Origin of the sequence: Cellulomonas fimi (genome assembly GCF_028527925.1) — a bacterium.
In the GTDB taxonomy this organism is placed as follows: domain Bacteria; phylum Actinomycetota; class Actinomycetes; order Actinomycetales; family Cellulomonadaceae; genus Cellulomonas; species Cellulomonas fimi_C.
In genome coordinates this window covers 1-17,722 of record NZ_JAPESW010000012.1, presented here as the reverse complement: position 1 = coordinate 17,722, position 17,722 = coordinate 1, and the positions used below count along the sequence as shown (strand labels likewise).

11 protein-coding genes are annotated in these 17,722 nt (G+C 75.4%); 4 read left to right on the top strand and 7 right to left on the bottom strand.

The window, feature by feature from the left end; all coding sequences use genetic code 11:
- Positions 1 to 25 precede the first annotated feature (25 nt).
- Positions 26 to 427, bottom strand: a complete 402-nt coding sequence (locus tag OMK64_RS07730; protein ID WP_272727503.1) for a DUF7144 family membrane protein — start codon at positions 425 to 427, stop codon at positions 26 to 28.
- A gap of 199 nt (positions 428 to 626) precedes the next feature.
- Here OMK64_RS07730 and OMK64_RS07725 point away from each other — a divergent pair, with 199 nt between their 5' ends.
- Positions 627 to 848, top strand: a complete 222-nt coding sequence (locus OMK64_RS07725; protein WP_272727502.1) for a DUF8691 family protein — start codon at positions 627 to 629, stop codon at positions 846 to 848.
- A gap of 49 nt (positions 849 to 897) precedes the next feature.
- Here OMK64_RS07725 and OMK64_RS21060 read toward each other — a convergent pair whose 3' ends face one another.
- Entirely contained in the window at positions 898 to 3,381 is a 2,484-nt protein-coding gene (locus OMK64_RS21060; protein WP_272727501.1) for a LuxR C-terminal-related transcriptional regulator, read from the bottom strand.
- A gap of 160 nt (positions 3,382 to 3,541) precedes the next feature.
- Here OMK64_RS21060 and phoU point away from each other — a divergent pair, with 160 nt between their 5' ends.
- The gene (gene phoU, locus OMK64_RS07715) at positions 3,542 to 4,207 is read left to right on the top strand and encodes a phosphate signaling complex protein PhoU (protein WP_272727500.1); all 666 of its coding nucleotides are present in this window, start codon (positions 3,542 to 3,544) and stop codon (positions 4,205 to 4,207) included.
- A 108-nt stretch (positions 4,208 to 4,315) separates the two neighbouring features.
- On the opposite strand, the gene OMK64_RS07710 is transcribed toward phoU, so the two are convergent.
- The 5 genes from OMK64_RS07710 to OMK64_RS07690 form a co-directional block, all read right to left on the bottom strand.
- Positions 4,316 to 5,056 (bottom strand): phosphoglyceromutase, encoded by a 741-nt coding sequence (locus OMK64_RS07710; RefSeq protein ID WP_272727499.1) that lies wholly within the window; start codon positions 5,054 to 5,056, stop codon positions 4,316 to 4,318.
- Positions 5,057 to 5,151: 95 nt separating this feature from the next.
- A complete protein-coding gene (locus OMK64_RS07705; RefSeq protein WP_374694072.1) occupies positions 5,152 to 6,492 on the bottom strand; it encodes a glycosyltransferase in 1,341 nt (446 codons plus the stop codon).
- A 199-nt stretch (positions 6,493 to 6,691) separates the two neighbouring features.
- Positions 6,692 to 11,875 (bottom strand): glycoside hydrolase family 3 N-terminal domain-containing protein, encoded by a 5,184-nt coding sequence (locus OMK64_RS07700; protein WP_272727497.1) that lies wholly within the window; start codon positions 11,873 to 11,875, stop codon positions 6,692 to 6,694.
- 301 nt (positions 11,876 to 12,176) lie between these two features.
- Entirely contained in the window at positions 12,177 to 13,232 is a 1,056-nt protein-coding gene (locus OMK64_RS07695; protein ID WP_272727496.1) for a lactonase family protein, read from the bottom strand.
- A gap of 125 nt (positions 13,233 to 13,357) precedes the next feature.
- Positions 13,358 to 14,704: an ROK family protein gene (locus OMK64_RS07690; RefSeq protein WP_272727495.1), complete on the bottom strand. Its 1,347-nt coding sequence runs from the start codon at positions 14,702 to 14,704 to the stop codon at positions 13,358 to 13,360.
- A gap of 101 nt (positions 14,705 to 14,805) precedes the next feature.
- Between OMK64_RS07690 and xylA the strand changes: the two genes are divergently transcribed.
- Positions 14,806 to 15,993 (top strand): xylose isomerase, encoded by a 1,188-nt coding sequence (gene xylA, locus OMK64_RS07685; RefSeq protein ID WP_272727494.1) that lies wholly within the window; start codon positions 14,806 to 14,808, stop codon positions 15,991 to 15,993.
- 179 nt (positions 15,994 to 16,172) lie between these two features.
- A complete protein-coding gene (gene xylB, locus OMK64_RS07680) occupies positions 16,173 to 17,621 on the top strand; it encodes a xylulokinase (protein ID WP_272727493.1) in 1,449 nt (482 codons plus the stop codon).
- The last annotated feature ends 101 nt before the right edge of the window (positions 17,622 to 17,722 follow it).

Genomic DNA, 17,722 nt, shown 5'->3' with positions numbered 1-17,722 from the left:
GCCTTCCCTTCGTCCGTCGGGACCGTCAGGAGACGGCCCGCTCGACCTCCTCGCCGTGGACGATCAGCGCCCACAGCACCACGACGTCCAGCACGATCACCGCGAGCGACCACCACGGCGTGATCGGCAGGGACACGAACTGCGCGACCAGGTTGAGCACGACCAGCACGCTCGCGGTCCAGCGGGCCCACGCGGCGCCCGTGAACAGGACGAGTCCCAGCGCGGTCATCGCCGCGCCGAGGATCAGGTGCACCCAGCCCCACGTGGAGACGTCGACGATCGTCACGCCCTGGCCGGACCACGCGAGCACCTTCTCCTCCGAGAAGACCGCGATCAGGCCGGCGACGACGTTGAACAACCCGACGGTGAGGAGGCAGAACGCGCCGAACCACACCCAGCCGACCCAGCCCGTCACCGTGCGTGCCATCGCGTGCCCCTCTCGTCGACCGCCGTCGGCCCTGGTCCGGGCCGTTCGCCGACACTGTCGCGCGGCACGTCCGCGCGGTGCCTCACCCGCGTCGGGTGACTGCCGGACGGGCCTGCCGCGCATATCACCCGACGGGCGTGAGGCAGCGGGAACGGCCGCGCGGCGACCCTGGTCCGGTCGGTCCGACGAGGGAGCTGCCGTGCTCTACCACATCCGCGTGGACGGGTCGCCGGGGGGTGCCGACCTGGAGCAGCTGCTGCGTGAGCACGCCGACGTCGTGGCGACGCCGACCCCCGGCGGGACGGTGCTGTCGTGCCGCCTGCCGGACACCGCGGCGCTCACCGGGGTGGTCGCGCTGCTCCACGACCTCGGCCTCGTGCTGGTCGAGGCGCACGCCGTCCCCGAGCCGAGCGAGGGCTGACGCCGCTCCGCGGCGCCCGGTCCCGCGCGCTCCGGACGACGTCCGGCGTCTAGAAGAGACCGCGCTCGGCGGCGACGCGGATCGCGTCGCGGCGACCGGCGACGCCGAGCTTGCGGTAGATCGACCGCTGGTGCGTCTTGACCGTGTTGGTCGACACGAACAGCGCCGCGGCGATCTCCGTCGTCGTCATCGTGGAGCGCAGCCGGACCAGCACCTGGTGCTCGCGCTCGGTGAGGTCCAGGTTGCCCCACCCGCCGCGCTGCGCGCGCCGCGGGACGTCACCCGCGACGAGGCTCGCGACCATCGCCTCGTGCGTGCTCCCCCACCGCAGGTGCTCGAGGAGCAGGTCGTGCAGGAGCGGCTCGAGCTCGACGAACGGGCGGCGGACCCCGGCGGGGTCGGCGACGTCGAGCGCACGCTCGAGCAGGCGGTGCGCGGTGTGCTCGTCGGCCTCGGCCACCGCGAGCGCGCGCTGCAGGACCGCGACGACGTCGACCGAGGTGCGGCAGTGCGACGTCGCGATCCGTCCCAGCACGTCGAGGCTCACGTGCTGCTCGGCGTCGGGGCCGTCGGCGGGTGCGGCGTGCCGTGCGCCACCGCTGTCCGAGGTGCGCAGCGCGACCTCGACCCGGCGGCGCGCCTGCTCGAATCCCGTGCGGTCGTCCTGCGCGTGGCACACGAGCGCGAGCGTCGCCGCGGCCCGGACGGCGACCGCGAGCTGTGCCGGTCCCGCGAGCGTCAGGGCGTCGTCCAGGTCCGCGCGCGCGTCGTCGAGCCGGTCCTGCCAGTAGGCGACGAGCCCGCGGACCAGGTGCGCCGGCGCGAGCGCGCCGGTGCGGACGCCGTCGCCGGCCAGCAGGTCGACCGCGAGCGCGTCCGCCACCGCGAGCTCGCCCGCGTCGGCGAGCAGCAGCGCACGCTCCGCGCGGCACGCGCACGCCACGGTCGGCAGCCCGACCGCGTCGGCGGCGGCCGCCCCGTGGGCCAGGTGCGCGGCGGCGGCCCCGGGGTCGAGCCCCTCGTGCGCCTCGGTGCGACCGAGCAGGTACAGGGCCAGCGCGCGCGTCGGCGGGGCGACGTCCTCCCGGTCGAGGTCGACGGTCGGACCGTCGTGCGTGCCGTGCGGGACGCCGTCGGGGCCGACCGGGGAGCCCAGCGCGCTCGTCAGCACCTGGGCGAGCAGGTCGTCGTCGGGCCCCCATGCCGCGACCGCGCGCCGGATCTGCGGGAAGACGGTGGGGTCGCCGTGCCCGTCGAGCAGGTCGGCGGCGGCCTGCGCGAGCAGCAGCCACGCGTCACGCCGGCCCTGCGCGACGACGAGCGCGCACAACCGGCGCAGCAGCGTCGTGTCGCCCGCGACGAGCACCTCGGGCCAGTGCGCGCGCAGCACGTCGACCGCGAGAGCCCCGTCGCCCGCCGCGCAGGCGTGCCGGACGGCGCCCGGCCAGTCCGTGTCCCGGCGGTGCGTCGCGACGGTCCGGTGGGCACCCGCGAGCGCCGCCGGGTCGCGGCGGGACAGCAGCACGCGGCACTGCGCCGCGAACAGCCCGTGCCAGCGGTAGGCGGGCGCGTCCGGTGATGCCGCGGGCGTGAGGAACAGGCCGCGCGCGACGCACTCGTCGAGCAGGGCAGCGCCACCGGGCACGAGCACCTCGGCGAGCCCGGGGTCGACGACGTCGTCGACCGTCGCGAGCAGGACGAACGCGCCGAGCGCCGGAGGCAGACCGGCGAGGACCTCGTCGACGACGTAGTCGGCGACGGGCACCGTGGTCGGCGGGGCGGTCCCGAGGCGACGCGCCGTGTCGGGCCCGGTCGCGAGGCCCAGGAGCATCATGCGCACCGCGACCGCCCACCCGTCGGTCAGCTCGCGCAGCCGCTCACCGCCCGCCCGGTCGAGCCGCACCCCGGCGGCCGCGGCGACGCGCACGACCTCGTCGGCGCCGAGCGCGAGCGACACCGCGCGGACCTCGCCCAGCTCGCCGTCGACGCGCAGGCGGTGCAGCGGGACGCCCGGGTCGGCGCGCGCGACGAGGACGAGCCGCAGCGTGGGCGGTGCGTACCGGACGAGGCGGCTGAGCACGTCGCGACCGGTCGGCCCGTGCACCTCGTGGACGTCGTCGACGACGAGCACGAGAGGTGTGGTCCGCTCACCGAGACCGACCAGCAGCGCGTCGAGACGTCCGCGCGCGCCGCGGTCCGCACCGGCGGCGGCGCGCCGCAGGGCCGTGCGCTCCTCCTCCGACAGCGCCACGGCGACCGCGGCCTCGAGGCCGCGCACCAGTCGCACGGGGTCGTCGTCGGACGCGTCGAGCGTGAGCCAGGCGACGGGGAGGCCGGTGTGCGCGGCCCACGACGCGACGAGCGTCGTCTTGCCGAACCCGGCGGGGGCGACGACCGCGGCGACCCGGTGACCGACGACGGCGGCCTCGAGCTCGGCCGTCGGACCCGGTCGTGGCACGACGTGCACCCCCAGGGGCGGTGTCGAGACCTTGACCCCCGGTGCCGTGCCGTGCGCCACGTGCCGGACGCTCACGAGGCGAACGTATCGGGCAATCGGGGCGGACGCGAGACCACCCGGGTGACGTTTCTCCTGACGACCGCCGTCGCGCGTTCACCTCGCCGCGTCCGGCCGTTCACCTCGCGGTGCGAGCCTGTCGACCGCGCGGCAGCGGGCCGCAGCAGGAGAGGACTACATGCGGGACATCTTCGACGCCGAGCTGGCGCAGCTCGGCCACGACCTCGTCGCGATGAGCGGCCGGGTCGAGCGCGCGATCACCGACGCGGGTGTCGCGCTCCTCACGGCGGACGTGACGCTCGCCGAGTCGGTCATCGCGGCCGACGTCGAGATCGACGCGATCGAGCGCGACCTGGACGAGCGGTGCGTGCTCCTGCTCGCCCAGCAGCAGCCCGTCGCGACCGACCTGCGCATCGTCGTGTCGGCGCTGCGCATGAGCGCGACGCTCGAGCGCATGGGGGACCTCGCCCGGCACATCGCGCAGGTCGCGCGCGGGCGCTACCCGCGGCACGCGATCCCGCACGGGCTCTCGGGCACGTTCACCGAGATGCACGACGCGGCCGTCCGCGTCGCGCGGCGGACGACGACGCTGCTCACCAACCACGAGCTGCCGCTGGCCGAGAGCATCGAGCAGGACGACGACCTCCTCGACGAGCTGCACGAGGACACGTTCGCCGCGCTGCTGTCGGGCGGCTGGGACGGCTCGATCCAGGAGACCGTCGACGTGACGCTGCTCGGCCGCTATTACGAGCGCTTCGGCGACCACGGCGTGTCGATCGCGCGTCGCGTGACGTACCTGGTCACGGGCGTGCTGAGCCAGGAGCTCGACCGCTCGGCCAGCTGACACCGCTGACGTCGGGCGCGCCAGGACTGCAGCACCTCGGTCCCGCGCCGGACGGACGAAGGCGCCGCCACCCCTGCTCGGGTGGCGGCGCCTTCGTGGTCTGCGGGGTCAGCGCCCCTGGTTCGCGACGGCCTTGATGGCCTCGGCGGCGGCCTCGGGGTCGAGGTACTGGCCGCCCTTCGTCACGGGCTTGAGGGTCTCCTCGTCGAGCTCGTAGAGCAGCGGGATGCCCGTCGGGATGTTGATGCCGGCGATCGTGTCGGCGTCGACGTCGTCGAGGTGCTTGACGATCGCGCGGATCGAGTTGCCGTGCGCGGCGACGAGGACCGTCTTGCGGGCCTGGAGGTCCGGCACGACGTCCGACTCCCAGTACGGCAGCGCGCGCTCGAGGACCTGCGCGAGCGCCTCGGCGCGCGGGATCGGCTCGCCCGCGTAGCGCGGGTCGCTGTCCTGCGAGTACTCGGAGCCGAGCTCGATGTCCGGCGGCGGCACGTCGTAGGAGCGGCGCCAGAGCATGAACTGCTCCTCGCCGTACTCGTTCAGCGTCTGCTTCTTGTCCTTGCCCTGCAGCGCGCCGTAGTGGCGCTCGTTGAGGCGCCAGCTGCGCTTCACCGGGATCCAGAGGCGGTCCGCGGCGTCGAGCGCGTAGTTCGCGGTCGTGATCGCGCGGCGCAGGAGCGACGTGTGCACGACGTCGGGCAGGACGCCCGCGTCCGTGAGCAGCTTGCCGCCGCGCTTCGCCTCCTCGACGCCCTTCTCCGAGAGGGCGACGTCCACCCAGCCGGTGAACAGGTTCTTGGCGTTCCACTCGCTCTCGCCGTGGCGGAGCAGCACGAGGGTGTAGGTCATGCGCCCATCCTGCCGCAGGGTGCGCGGAGCGTCGCCGGGACGTCCGTCCCTGGGACGGTCGCGCGGTCGGTGCTCTGCGGGAGGGGTCAGCCGGGTCAGCGGGAGCGGCGGGCCTCGGCGGCGACGCCGTAGACCTTGAGCACCTGGTCGGCGGCCGCGGACCACCCGAACCGCTCGGCGCTGCGCCGCGCGGCCTCGCCGTACGCGGCGCGCACGGCCTCGTCGGCCAGCACGTCGGCGAGCACGTCGGCCCACACCGCGGGGTCGTGGCCGCGCACGAGCCGGCCCGACACGCCGTCGTCGACGATCGTCCGCAGTCCCCCGACGGCAGCCGCGACGACCGGGACACCGCTGGCCTGGGCCTCCGCCGCGACCAGGCCGAACGACTCGCTGCGCGACGGCATCGCGACGACGTCGGCCGCGTGGTACCAGCGCACGAGGCTGTCGCGGTCGGCGGGCGGGCGGACGACGACGTCGTCGGCGACGCCGGTCACGGCCGCGAGCGCCTGGAGCTCGCGGACGGCCGTCGACCGACCGCTCGGGCCGCCGAGGACGACGAGCAGCGGCACCGGGCGGCCCGTCGCGCGCAGCACCCCGAGGGCGCGGACGAGGACGTCGGGAGCCTTGAGCGCCTGGACGCGCCCCGCGAACAGGACCACGTCGCGGCCGGCGGGCAGGCCGAGTGCGGCGCGGGCCGCACGACGCTCGGCGCCCGGCACGGGGGCGAAGCGGTCGAGGTCCACGCCTGGCTCGACGACGTGCACGCGCGACGGGTCGGCGCCGTAGAGGTCGACGAGCTCGCGGGCCTCGACGGGCGTGCTCGCGACCAGCGCGTCGGCGGCCGCGACGACCTCCTCCTCGCCGAGCACGCGCCCGCCGGGCTCGGGCTCGTCGCCGGGGGCCAGGGACGCGTTCTTGACGCGCGCGAGGGTGTGCGAGGTGTGGACGAGCGGGACCTCCCAGCGGTCCGCCGCGATCTGGCCGACCTGCCCCGACAGCCAGTAGTGCGAGTGCACGACGTCGTACCAGCCGGGACGGCGCGCGGCCTCGGAGCGCAGCACCCCCGCGGCCATGCCGCACAGCACGCCCGGCAGGTCGTTCTTGTCGAGGCGCTCGAACGGGCCTGCGGGCACGTGGTGGACGAGGACGGGTGGCACGACGCCCGCATCGACCTCGTCGGCCAGGAGGACCGCGCGGGACTCGTCGCGGGTCAGGGTGCGACCGCCGGCGTCGGTGCCCGGCACGACGACCGTCTCCGGGAGGTCCGACGACGTGGCCCGCGTGAAGATCTCGACGCGCGCACCGCGGGCGGCGAGCGCCTTCGACAGCTCGAGGACGTAGACGTTCATCCCGCCCGCGTCGCCCGTGCCCGGCTGGTCGAGCGGCGACGTGTGGACCGAGAGCATGGCGACGCGCGGGGCATGCTCCGAGGTCACGTGGGCTCCTGGGGACGGGCGGGTTCCTGCGCCCATTGTCGCCCCGGGATGCCGGTGCTCGCCGCGCGGGGCGCGAGATGCCCGTCACGTGGCGGCGGGCGGGGGCGTCGGAGGTGCGCTGCCCGCCGCCGCGCGCCCGTCGCGTGGCGTCCGGCGTCGGGCGGGCCAGGGTCGGTTGGCCCGCCCGACGCCGGGCCGGTCAGCGCACGACGAGGATCCGTGGCAGCGCGAGCGACGCCAGGTAGGTGCCGTCGCCGCCGTACGTCACGACCACGAGCGACGTGCGCGTGGACCGCGGCAGGTCGAGGACGGCGTGCCCGTCGGCGTCCAGCGTGCCCGTCGCGGCCTGGCGGCCGTTCAGCCACACCGTGACCGTGCCCGTCGGCTCGCGGCCCGCGACCCCGTCGACCTGCACGTGCACCTGCTTCGGGTCGTCGCGCCCCACCGTCCAGTCCGTGCCGGCCGTACGGACCTCGGGCCGGACCTTCCCGACGGTGAGGCGTCGCTCGTCGGACGTCGACGCCGCGACGGGCGGGTCGGTCGCCGCCGTGCCGCCGTACACGGCGACGACGGTGTGCCGACCGGTCGCGAGGTCGGCGGGGAGCCGCACCTCGGCGACGGCCTGGTCGCGGCCCTTGGCCGCCAGCGTGCCGGCCGCCACCGCCTCGCCGTCGACCCGGATCTCGACCGTGCCGGTCGGCGAGACGCCGTCCGCGCGGACGGTGACCTTCGCGGTGACCGCCTTGCCGAAGGGCGTCGACGACGGCAGCTGGAGCGACGTCGTCGACGCGACCGGGGCCGTCGTCGGGACGCCCGCGACCTGCGCGAGCAGGTCCGCCGCCTCGCCCGCCGAGCCCGCCATGAGCAGGTGCTCGGCATCGGCTGTCGCCGCAGCCGCGTCGGCCGGCGCGCTGCCCGCGACGACCGCCGCCTGGGCGAGGTCGCGCAGCAGCGACACGACCAGCCCGGCCGCGGTGGCCGTGGTCCGGTCGGTGCCGTCGAGCGCCGCGGCGGCGTCGGCGAGCAGCGGGACCGCGGTGCCGTAGGCAGCCGGGTCGAGCGTGCCGCCGTCCCAGACGTCGGCGTCGAGCACGGCCTGCACGGCGTCGCGCGCGTCGCTGGCCGGCAGGGGCTCGGCGGCCGTCGTCAGGCGGTCGCGCTGGGCGTCGGTCCGCAGGCCCCAGCCGTACGCGTACAGCGGGTCGTAGGCGTCGTCGCCCACGTTGACCGGCACCTGGCCGGCGTCCGCGGGCCAGGTCACGGGCAGCCGGCCGGTGAACGGCTGGTCGCCGAACAGCACGTCCGCGACGCCCGCGCCCTCCGAGCCCGGCAGCCACGACGCGACCAGCGCGTCGATCGCGTCGAGCTTGTCGGTGACGAGCTGCGGACGTCCGGAGACGACGAGCACGACGCAGTCGACCGCGGCGCACACGGTGTCGACCGCCGTCCGGTCCGCGGCCGACAGCGACAGGCTCTTGCCGTTGTTGCCGACGTCGCCGACGCCCTCCGCGTACGGCGTCTCGCCGACGACGACCACGCCGACGGTCGCGTCGCCGACGGGCGCGGACGCGTCCTTCGAGTACGTGACCGACGGGTTCACCGCCCGGATCGCCTCGAGGATCGACGTGCCCGTCGTCGTGTCGCCCGAGCCGCCCTGCCACGAGACCGTCCAGCCGCCCATCTGGTTCCCCAGGTCGTCCGCGTTCGAGCCCGCGACGTAGACGTGCGCGTCCTTCGCGAGCGGCAGCGCCCCGTCGTTCTTCAGCAGCACCTGGCTGCGCGCCGCGGCCTCGCGGGCCACCGCGCGGTGCTCGGCCGAGCCGAGGTCCGCGGTGTGCGTGCGGTCCGCGAAGGGCTGCTCGAACAGCCCGAGGGCGAACTTCTGCGTGAGGATGCGGCGGACCGCGTCGTCGACGCGCTCCTCGCTCACCACGCCGCCCTCGACGTTCGCGACCGTCGAGGTGATGAACGCGCCGAAGTTGTACGGCGCCATCGCCATGTCGAGCCCCGCGTTCACGGCCCGCGCCGCCTTCTGCGCGTACGTGCCGCCCGGCAGCTTGTCGATGCCCTCCCAGTCGGAGATCAGGAACCCGTCGAAGCCGAGCTCGCCCTTGAGCAGGTCGGTGTTGAGGGCCGTGTTCTCGTGCATCCGGACCGGGTCGCCGCCGTCGACCGACACCGCCGAGTACGACGGCATGATCGTCCCGACGCCCGCCTCGATCGCCGGGACGTACGGGTCGACGTGCAGGCGACGCAGCTCGTCGAGCGAGGCGACGCGCGTGACGCCCTGGTCGATCGGGTAGCCGTTGCCCGCCTGCTCCGGCACGTACGTCGTGCCGCCGTCGCCGACCCAGTGCTTCGCGGTCGCGAGCACCGTGTCGGGACCCGACAGGTCAGACGGGTCGTCGCCCTGGAGACCGGTCACGGCCGCCTCGGCCATCGCGGTGACGAGCGCCGGGTCCTCGCCGAACGACTCGTAGCTGCGGCCCCAGCGCTCGTCGCGCGTCACGCACAGGCAGGGCGCGAACGTCCACGGGACACCCGTCGCGCGCACCTCCTGCGCGGTGACCTGCTGCACGCGCTCGACGAGGCCCGGGTCGCGCGCCGCTCCCAGGCCCTCGTTGTGCGGGAAGATCGTCGCCCCGACCACGTTGTTGTGGCCGTGCACGGCGTCGACGCCGTAGACGAGCGGGATCTGCAGCCGGCTGGCGAGGGCCTCGCGCTGGAAGCCGTCGACCATGTCCGCCCAGCCGGTCGGCGTGTTGTCCTGCGGCACGGACCCGCCGCCCGACAGCACCGAGCCCAGGCCCAGCTCGCCGATCTGCGTCGGCGACTGCAGGCCCAGGCGCTCGGCCTGCGTCATCTGACCGACCTTCTCGGCGAGCGTCATGCGGCCGAGCAGGTCCTCCACGCGCTCGGCGGTCGGCCGGTCGGCGTCGAGGTACGGCATGCCGACCGCGTTGAGCACGACGCGCGGGTTGCGGTCGACCGCCGCGCCCGTCGCCGTGAGCGTGAGCGCGAGCGTGCGCGCCTCGTCCTCGGCCGCCGTGGCGTGCGTCGTGACCTCGACGCTCTGCGTCGTGCCGGACGCGGTGCCGGCTGCGAACGTGAGCGTCCCCTCGGCGGCGTCGTAGTGCTCGCCCGCCGTCGCGCTGCCGTCGGTCGTCGCGTAGGCGACCGTGACGTCCTCGGCCAGCGGCGCGCCGTCCGTCGTCGTGAGGACGACGGGCACCTGCGCGGTCTCGCCCGGGTCGACGAGGACGACGTCCTGCGCGGGCGTCACCTCCGCCGTCGGTGCCGGGACCGCCGAGCCGTAGAGCTGCACGTCGTCGACGGCCCAGCGCACCGGGTTCGCGGTGTTCGGCACGAACGTCAGCGCGTACCCCCACGCCGACGTGAGGTCGAGCGTCCCGTTGCGCGTCGCCTCGTCGCCCGGCTGGTAGCCGCCGAGCGTGAACTGGTCGAACGGCAGCTCCACGAGCTTCCAGCGGCTCCCGTCGGGCGACCAGTTGTCCTTGAACGTCGTCGCCCAGAGCTCCGAGTGCTCGCCGTCCGGGCCGCCGTCCTTGAGCTCGACCTTGATGTCGTCACCGGCCGTCGGCGACGCGGGACGCGTGTCCTGCGACGCGTACCAGAGCAGCCGGATGCCGCGGAACGACGACCAGTCCTGCGCCGCCGCGAGGTTCTGGCTGAAGCCACCCCAGCCGCCCGACGGGATCAGGTACTCGCCCGACAGGACGTGGTTGTCCGCCGGGCCCCCGTCGCGGTCCTGCTGGGTGACGCCGAGCGACACGTCGGCGCCCGCCGAGCCCCAGGTGAACAGGCCCACGGTCGTGCCCGGTTCCGCGATCGGGACGTCGCCCTCGGCGTCCTCGATCGTCGTCACCCGGTCGTAGAGCGCCACATCGTCGAACTGCCACGCGCCCGCGCCCAGGTCCGTGAGGGTGACCGCGAAGCCCGTCGACGCCGTGGGGTCGAAGCGTGCGTCGTTGCCGGGGTCGTTCTTGAGCCGCAGGTTCGCGAACGCGACGCTCACCTGGCGCCAGCCCGCGGTGTCGTCGACCACGCGCTCCTCGAACAGCTGCCCGCCGCTCTTGAGCTCGTACCGCAGCAGGCCGCCGTCCCCCGTGCCGCGGAACCAGAACGTGAACCCGTCGTGGTCCGACCAGTCCGTCGGGGCGAGGTCGTGCGTGAAGCCGAACCAGTCGCCCGGCGCGGGGGTGCCGCCGACGGTCGCGACCAGCACGTCGCCGCCGTCCGGCCGGTCGCCGGGCGTCGTCGTGAGCACGGGTGTGACAGGGGCGCTGATCCCCCACGTGGTGTAGCCCTGCGGGACGCCGTCCTCGAAGTCGTCGAGCACGGTCACCGCGCCGACGTCGGGCAGCGAGCCGTGCGGGGTGATGGTGAGCGTCGTCGTCGTGCGACCGCCCAGCACCAGGCCGTCCGACGGGTCGCTCAGCGTGAGGACGACCGTGCGCGCGGGCGCGAGCGGGCCGTGGTCGACCGTCGCGACCTCGACCGTCGCGCTCGTGCTGCCGGGCGCGAAGGTGACGACCTGGTCGACGGCCGTGTAGTCGCCGCCGGCGCTGGCGGTGCCGCCCGTTCTGGTCACGCGGACGCTGCGCTCGGCGTCCGCCGCGGTCGCCAGGACGACGGGGACCTGCGCCGTGCCGCCCGCAGCGACCGTGGCCGTCGACGCGCCGAACGCCACCGGGACCGCCTCGGGCGTGCCGAAGACCTCGACCGAGAACAGCGAGTAGCCGTACCAGTGCAGGACCGGGGCCTCCCAGTCGAAGCTCGTGCGCTCGTTCATCTGCACGCGCACGTACCGGGCGTCCGTCGGCGTGGCGAGCGCGACCTCGTCGGTGCCGCCGTCGCCCGCCGGCTCGGTGTGCACCGTCGTCCAGGACGCCGGGTCGTCGGGCGCCGTCGTCGCGACCTGGACCTCGTAGGCCTTCGCGTACGCCGCCTCCCACGCGAGCACGACGCGGTCGACCTCGGCCGTCGTGCCCAGGTCGACCTGCAGCCACGCCGTGAACTCGACGTCCTCGTCCGGGCCGTTGCCGCTCGCCCAGCGCGTCGCCGGGTCGCCGTCGACCGCCGCGGACGCCGGGAACGTGCCGTCCGCGTCCGCCTGGGACTGCGACGCCGTCGCCGTGCCGGTGTGCGCGAGGTCGCCGGGCGTCGCCGCTGCTGCGGCTGGCGGCGCGACCGCGGTGGCGGTGACCGTCGCGACGAGCGCGAGCGGGGCGGCCAGGGCCAGCGCCGCGAGGGCGGCCGTCAGCGGGGACCGCTGCGGGCCGGAGCGGACGCCGGTCCGCGTGGCGCCGAGCGGGTGGGCGGGGGCCCTGCGGGTGCGCAGGGTCGGACGGGCACGCAGCACGGTCACTCCTTCGTGACACCACGGCCGGGCCCCTGACCGGCCGGAGACCGCGGCCCCTGCCGTCGACGGGCTCCCTCGCCCGCCCGGCATCGCGTACGCCCGCGGCTGGCCACAGTCGACCACAAAGACTTACAGAGCAGTAAGTGCAGAAGGTCACGATTCGGTCACGGCGGGTCGCCGCAGCTCACACCGACACCCCTCGCCGGTCGGCGACTTCGCCCCGAGAGCGCGACATCGATGCCTCCACCTAGAGGAGAAGTCGCACTCCCCGATCAGAGGAGCCGCCCGGCGACCGCGCAGGTCAGGCGGCGAGGACGCAGGTCGGGGACGGGAGGTCGAGGGTCGAGACGATCTCGCCCGACGCGTCCAGCACGGTCAGGCGGTGCGCGCGCTCCAGGGCGACGACCACCCAGGGGCCGACGACCGCGAAGTGGCGCGGCCAGTGCCCGCCGAGCACGTGCGAGCGCCCGTCCGACAGCCTGCCGTCAGGACCGATCGCGTACCGCGTGAGGACGTCGGCGCCCCGGACGGTGACGAGCAGCTGGTCGCCGGCGACGGTCAGGTGCGACGGCAGCGCACCCGCCGGCTCGCGGACCGATCCCGACGTGGCGGTCTCGTCGTCGGTCGCGGGCGCGACCACCGCAGGGACGGTCTGCTTGGCGGTGCCGGTCGCCGTCTCGGGGTCCCAGGCCAGGACGTGGACCTGCACGTCGAGCTCCCCCGCGACGTACGCGGTGCGCCCGTCGGCGGCGAAGCCGACGTGCCGGGGACCGGTCCCGGGCGGCAGCGTCGCCGCGATCCCGTCGGGCTCGACTCCCCCGTCGACGACCCGGTACCGCCGCAGCTCGTCCGTCCCGAGGTCGGCGACGACCAGGTGCCGTCCACCCGGCGCGAGCACGGCGAAGTGCGCGTGCGTCCCCTCCTGCCGGTCCGTCACGGGCCCGCTGCCCTCGTGCCCGAAGGTCGACGGCTCGGCGGCGGCCTCCGACGGCTCGGCGGCGAGCACGCCCAGGTGGCCCGAGCCGTAGTTGGCGACGGCGACGAGGCCGTCGACGTCGGTGGTGACGTGGCACGGGTAGGCGCCACCGGACGCGCGGCGTGCCCGCTCGGTGAGCCCGCCGGCCTCGTCGACGTCGAGCGTCACGACCTCGCCGTCCTCGACCTCGAGGACCGCGTGCAGCGTGCGGCCGTCGGCGTCGGCCGCGACGAACGACGGCGACGGCAGCGTGACCACGAGCGACGCGTCGCCCAGCGCTCCGGTCGCGTCGTCGAGCGTCACCCGCCAGATGCCCTCGCCGAGCCCTACCGGGGTGCCGGCGCCTGCCTCGGGGTACGTGCCGATCCAGAGCTGAGTCACGACCGTCGAGCCTAGACCGGCCTGCGGTACCGCACCCGGCGGCGTCCGTGCCTGAGCAGCAGCTGCGCGGCCACGCCGTCGGGCGCGGGCGGGCGCAGCCGCCGACGTCGGGCCGACGAGCGCCGTCAGGCAGGGTCGGTGCCGTCGACGAGCCACGCGGACGGGTCGGCGACGACCCTCCGCAGGACCGTGAGGGCGGCGCCGGTCATCGCGGCGTGGTCGCCGGCGCGCGCGACGTCGACGGTCGGCTCTGCCCAGGGCGCCCCGATGACGTGCCGGTGGAGCGCGGCGAGCACGGGCCCGCGCACGTGGTCGGCGAGCGACGCGTACGTGCCGCCGAGGACGACGTGGCCGACGTCGACGAGGTTGACGACGTTGGCGAGCGCGGCACCCAGCACCGCGCCGGCCGCGGCGAGCGCGTCGCGCACCCCGGGGGCGCCGGCGGCGGCCGCGGCGACGAGCGCGTCGAGGCCGTCGTGCGGGTCGAGGCCGGCGGCGCGCAGCAGGGCGTCCTGCCCGGCGACCTGCTCGAGCGTGCGCCCGTCACCGACGAGCGTGTGGCCGAGCTCGCCCGCCCAGCCGTGCCGTCCGCTGAACAGGTCGCCGTCGAGGACGAGCGCGCCACCGACGCCGATCTCCCCCGACACGTAGACGAACGACGGCCGTACGCCGGGCTCGCGGCGGACGTCGGCCTCGGCGCGCGCGGCGAGGTCGGCCTCGTTCGCGAGCCGGGGCGGGTGGGTGGCGAACGTGCGCGACGCCGCGGCGGCGAGGGTTGCGACGTCGACGTCGCGCCAGCCCAGGTTGGGGGCGTACCGCAGGGCGCCGCCACGCGCGTCGACGAGACCGGGCAGCGCGAGGCCGACCCCGGCGAGCCGCACGGGACCGGGCACGTCGTCGCCCGGGACACCGACGGAGGGCGCGACCGGGGTTCCGGCGCCCCCGTCCGTGGCGCCGGGGGCGGTCGCGAGGCGGTCGGCGTCTGCAGTGTCCGACGCAGGTGTGCGCCGGTCGTCGGCTACGCCGCCGCGCCCGGTCGCGAGCCGGTCGGCGGCGGCGTCGACGAGCGCGCCGAGGCGGGTCAGCACGTCGGTCGGGTCGCTGCCGCGGAAGTCGCCGTGCTCGACGTGCTCGACGAGGACCCCGCGTGACAGGTCGAGCACGCGGACACCGAGGTAGTCGACGTTCACCTCGGCACCGAGCGCGGCGAGCGTGCCGGCCGCGGCGGTGAGCGGGACGGCGGGCCGCCCCGCGCGCTGCGTCGGGACGGGGTCGAGCTCGGCGACGAGTCCCCCCGCGACGAGCCTGTCGACGAGCGACGAGACGGTGGCGCGGGTCAGTCCGGTCGCGGCGGCGACGTCGGCGCGCGACGGTGGTGTGGCACCGGTCGCCGCCGCGTCCAGCACCTGGCGCAGGACGAGGCCCAGGTTGTGCTCGCGCAGGCTCCCCTGCCGCGCCGCCGTCGCCTTCACGGGGTTGACCCTAGCCGGGATCCGCCATAAGTTCATCCATACAACAAATCTCGTGCGACAGACCCCGCCGCACGAGGGCACTCGACGACGAGAGGTCCGTGATGGTCCGCAAGCCCACCCGCGACGACAAGTTCTCCTTCGGCCTGTGGACCGTCGGATGGAACGCCCAGGACCAGTTCGGCAGCGCCACGCGGCCGTGGCTGGACCCGGTCGAGTCGGTCCACAAGCTCGCCGAGCTCGGCGCGTCGCACGTGACGTTCCACGACGACGACGTCGTGCCCTTCGGCTCCGACGCGGCCGAGCGCGACCGCATCCTCGCGAGCTTCAAGAAGGCGCTCGACGAGACCGGCATCACGGTCGAGATGGTCACGACCAACACCTTCAGCCACCCGATCTTCAAGGACGGCGCGTTCACCTCGAACGACCGCCGCGTGCGCCGCTACGGCCTGCGCAAGGTCGTCCGCAACGTCGACCTCGCCGCCGAGCTCGGCGCGAGCACGTTCGTCATGTGGGGTGGCCGCGAGGGCGCCGAGTACGACTCGGCGAAGGACCTCAAGGCCGCGCACGACCGCTACGCCGAGGGCATCGACACGGTCGCCGCCTACATCAAGAGCAAGGGCTACGACCTCAAGATCGCGATCGAGCCCAAGCCGAACGAGCCCCGCGGCGACATCCTCCTGCCGACGATCGGTCACGCGATCGCGCTCATCGACCGCCTCGAGAACGGCGACATCGTCGGCCTCAACCCCGAGGTGGGCCACGAGCAGATGGCCGGCCTCAACTACACGCAGGGCATCGCCCAGGCGCTGTGGGCGGGCAAGCTCTTCCACATCGACCTCAACGGCCAGAAGTCCATCAAGTACGACCAGGACCTCGTCTTCGGCCACGGCGACCTGTTCTCCGCGTTCGCGACGGTCGACCTGCTCGAGAACGGCTTCCCGGGTGGCGGCCCCCGCTACGAGGGCCCGGTCCACTTCGACTACAAGCCGTCGCGCACCGAGGACTTCCAGGGCGTGTGGGACTCGGCCGCCGCGAACATGGCGACCTACATCCTGCTCAAGGAGCGCGCGCAGGCGTTCCGCGCCGACCCCGAGGTGCAGGAGGCCCTCGAGGCCGCCGGCGTCCTCGAGCTGTCGCAGCCGACGCTGGCCGAGGGCGAGACCCTCGACGACCTGCTGGCCGACACCTCGGCGTACGAGGACCTGGACGTCGACGCGGTCGCCGAGCGCGGCTTCGGCTTCGTCCGCCTCAACCAGCTCGCGCTCGAGCACGCGCTCGGCGCTCGCTGACCCGCACGACGCCGCCCGCCCCGGCTCCGCACCGGGCGGGCGGCGTCGTCGGCCGTCCGGACGACCCGGCCCCGTCCCCCGGGGTCGGGTCGTCGCGGCACCGGCTCCTCGCTCCACCCTCACCCGGCCCCCGCTCCGGACCGCGCGACGCCGCCGGTCCGCCCGCCGAAGGAAGCCTCATGACGTTCGTCGCCGGCGTGGACTCCTCCACGCAGTCCTGCAAGGTCGTCGTCCGCGACGCCGACACCGGAGAGCTGGTCCGCCAGGGCCGCGCCTCGCACCCCGACGGCACGTCCGTCGACCCGCGCCACTGGTGGGACGCGCTGCAGACCGCGATCGCCGACGCGGGCGGCATCGACGACGTCGACGCGATCTCCGTCGGCGGGCAGCAGCACGGCATGGTCGCGCTCGACTCCTCGGGCGAGGTGGTCCGCGACGCGCTGCTGTGGAACGACACCCGCTCCGCGCAGGCTGCCCTCGACCTCATCGAGGAGCTCGGTGACGGCGACGCCGAGAAGGGCGCGCAGGCGTGGGCCGACGCCGTCGGCTCGGTCCCGGTCGCGTCGCTCACCGTCACGAAGCTGCGCTGGCTGCGCGACGCCGAGCCGGAGAACGCCGACCGTGTCGCGGCTGTCGCGCTCCCCCACGACTGGCTGACGTGGCGCCTCGGCGGCAACGGCGCCGGCTCGGGCGGCGCGGGCCTCGACCAGCTCGTGACCGACCGTTCCGACGCGTCCGGCACCGGCTACTGGTCGCCGGTCACGAACGACTACCGGCTCGACCTGCTCGAGCGCGGCCTCGGCCACCGGGTGCACCTGCCCCGCGTGCTCGGCCCCTCCGAGGCGGGTCCGAGGGCCGTCGTCGGCGGGCGCGAGCCGATCCTCGGCCCCGGTGCGGGCGACAACGCCGCCGCCGCCCTCGCGCTGGGTCTCGGCCCGGGCGACGTCGCCGTGTCGATCGGCACGTCGGGCGTCGTGTCCGCGATCGCCTCCTCCCCCACCGCCGACGGCTCCGGTCTGGTGACCGGCTTCGCCGACGCGACGGGCGCGTTCCTGCCGCTCGCGTGCACGCTCAACGCGTCGCGCGTGCTCGACGCGGCCGCCCGGATGCTCGGCGTCGACCACGCGGGCCTGTCCGAGCTCGCCCTGTCCGCCCCCGCGGGCGCCGACGGTCTCGTCCTCGTGCCCTACCTCGAGGGCGAGCGCACCCCCAACAAGCCCGACGCGACCGGCGCGCTGCACGGCCTGCGGCTCGCGAACACGACGCCCGCGCACCTCGCACGCGCCGCCGTCGAGGGCATGCTGTGCGCGCTCGCCGACGGCATCGACGCGCTGCGCGCCCAGGGCGTCGCCGTCGAGCGGCTGTTCCTCATCGGCGGCGGCGCGCAGTCGCGGGCCGTGCGGGAGATCGCGCCGACGGTCTTCGGCCTGCCTGTGCACGTCCCGACGCCCGGCGAGTACGTCGCCGACGGCGCCGCCCGCCAGGCCGCGTGGGTCCTCTCGGGCTCCGCGACCGCCCCGGCCTGGACCGCCGCGGCCGAGGCGGCCGTACACAGCGCCGACCCCGTCGCTCGCGTGCGCGAGCAGTACGCCGCCGTCCGCGAGCTGACGGGCACCCGCCCGCTCTGACGCGCACCCGCCTCGCCTGACGAGAGCCCGGCCCCTCCGACGGACCGGGCTCTCGCCGTCCCACCCGGCTCCCTCCTCGCCGAGTTCGTGACTCCGTGCCG

What these genes read in the sequence shown, in the direction of transcription:
- OMK64_RS07730 (WP_272727503.1), bottom strand. Translation starts at nt 427, where the DNA reads ATGGCACGCACGGTGACGGGCTGGGTCGGCTGGGTGTGGTTCGGCGCG.
- phoU (WP_272727500.1), top strand. Translation starts at nt 3,542, where the DNA reads ATGCGGGACATCTTCGACGCCGAGCTGGCGCAGCTCGGCCACGACCTC.
- OMK64_RS07710 (WP_272727499.1), bottom strand. Translation starts at nt 5,056, where the DNA reads ATGACCTACACCCTCGTGCTGCTCCGCCACGGCGAGAGCGAGTGGAAC.
- xylA (WP_272727494.1), top strand. Translation starts at nt 14,806, where the DNA reads ATGGTCCGCAAGCCCACCCGCGACGACAAGTTCTCCTTCGGCCTGTGG.
- xylB (WP_272727493.1), top strand. Translation starts at nt 16,173, where the DNA reads ATGACGTTCGTCGCCGGCGTGGACTCCTCCACGCAGTCCTGCAAGGTC.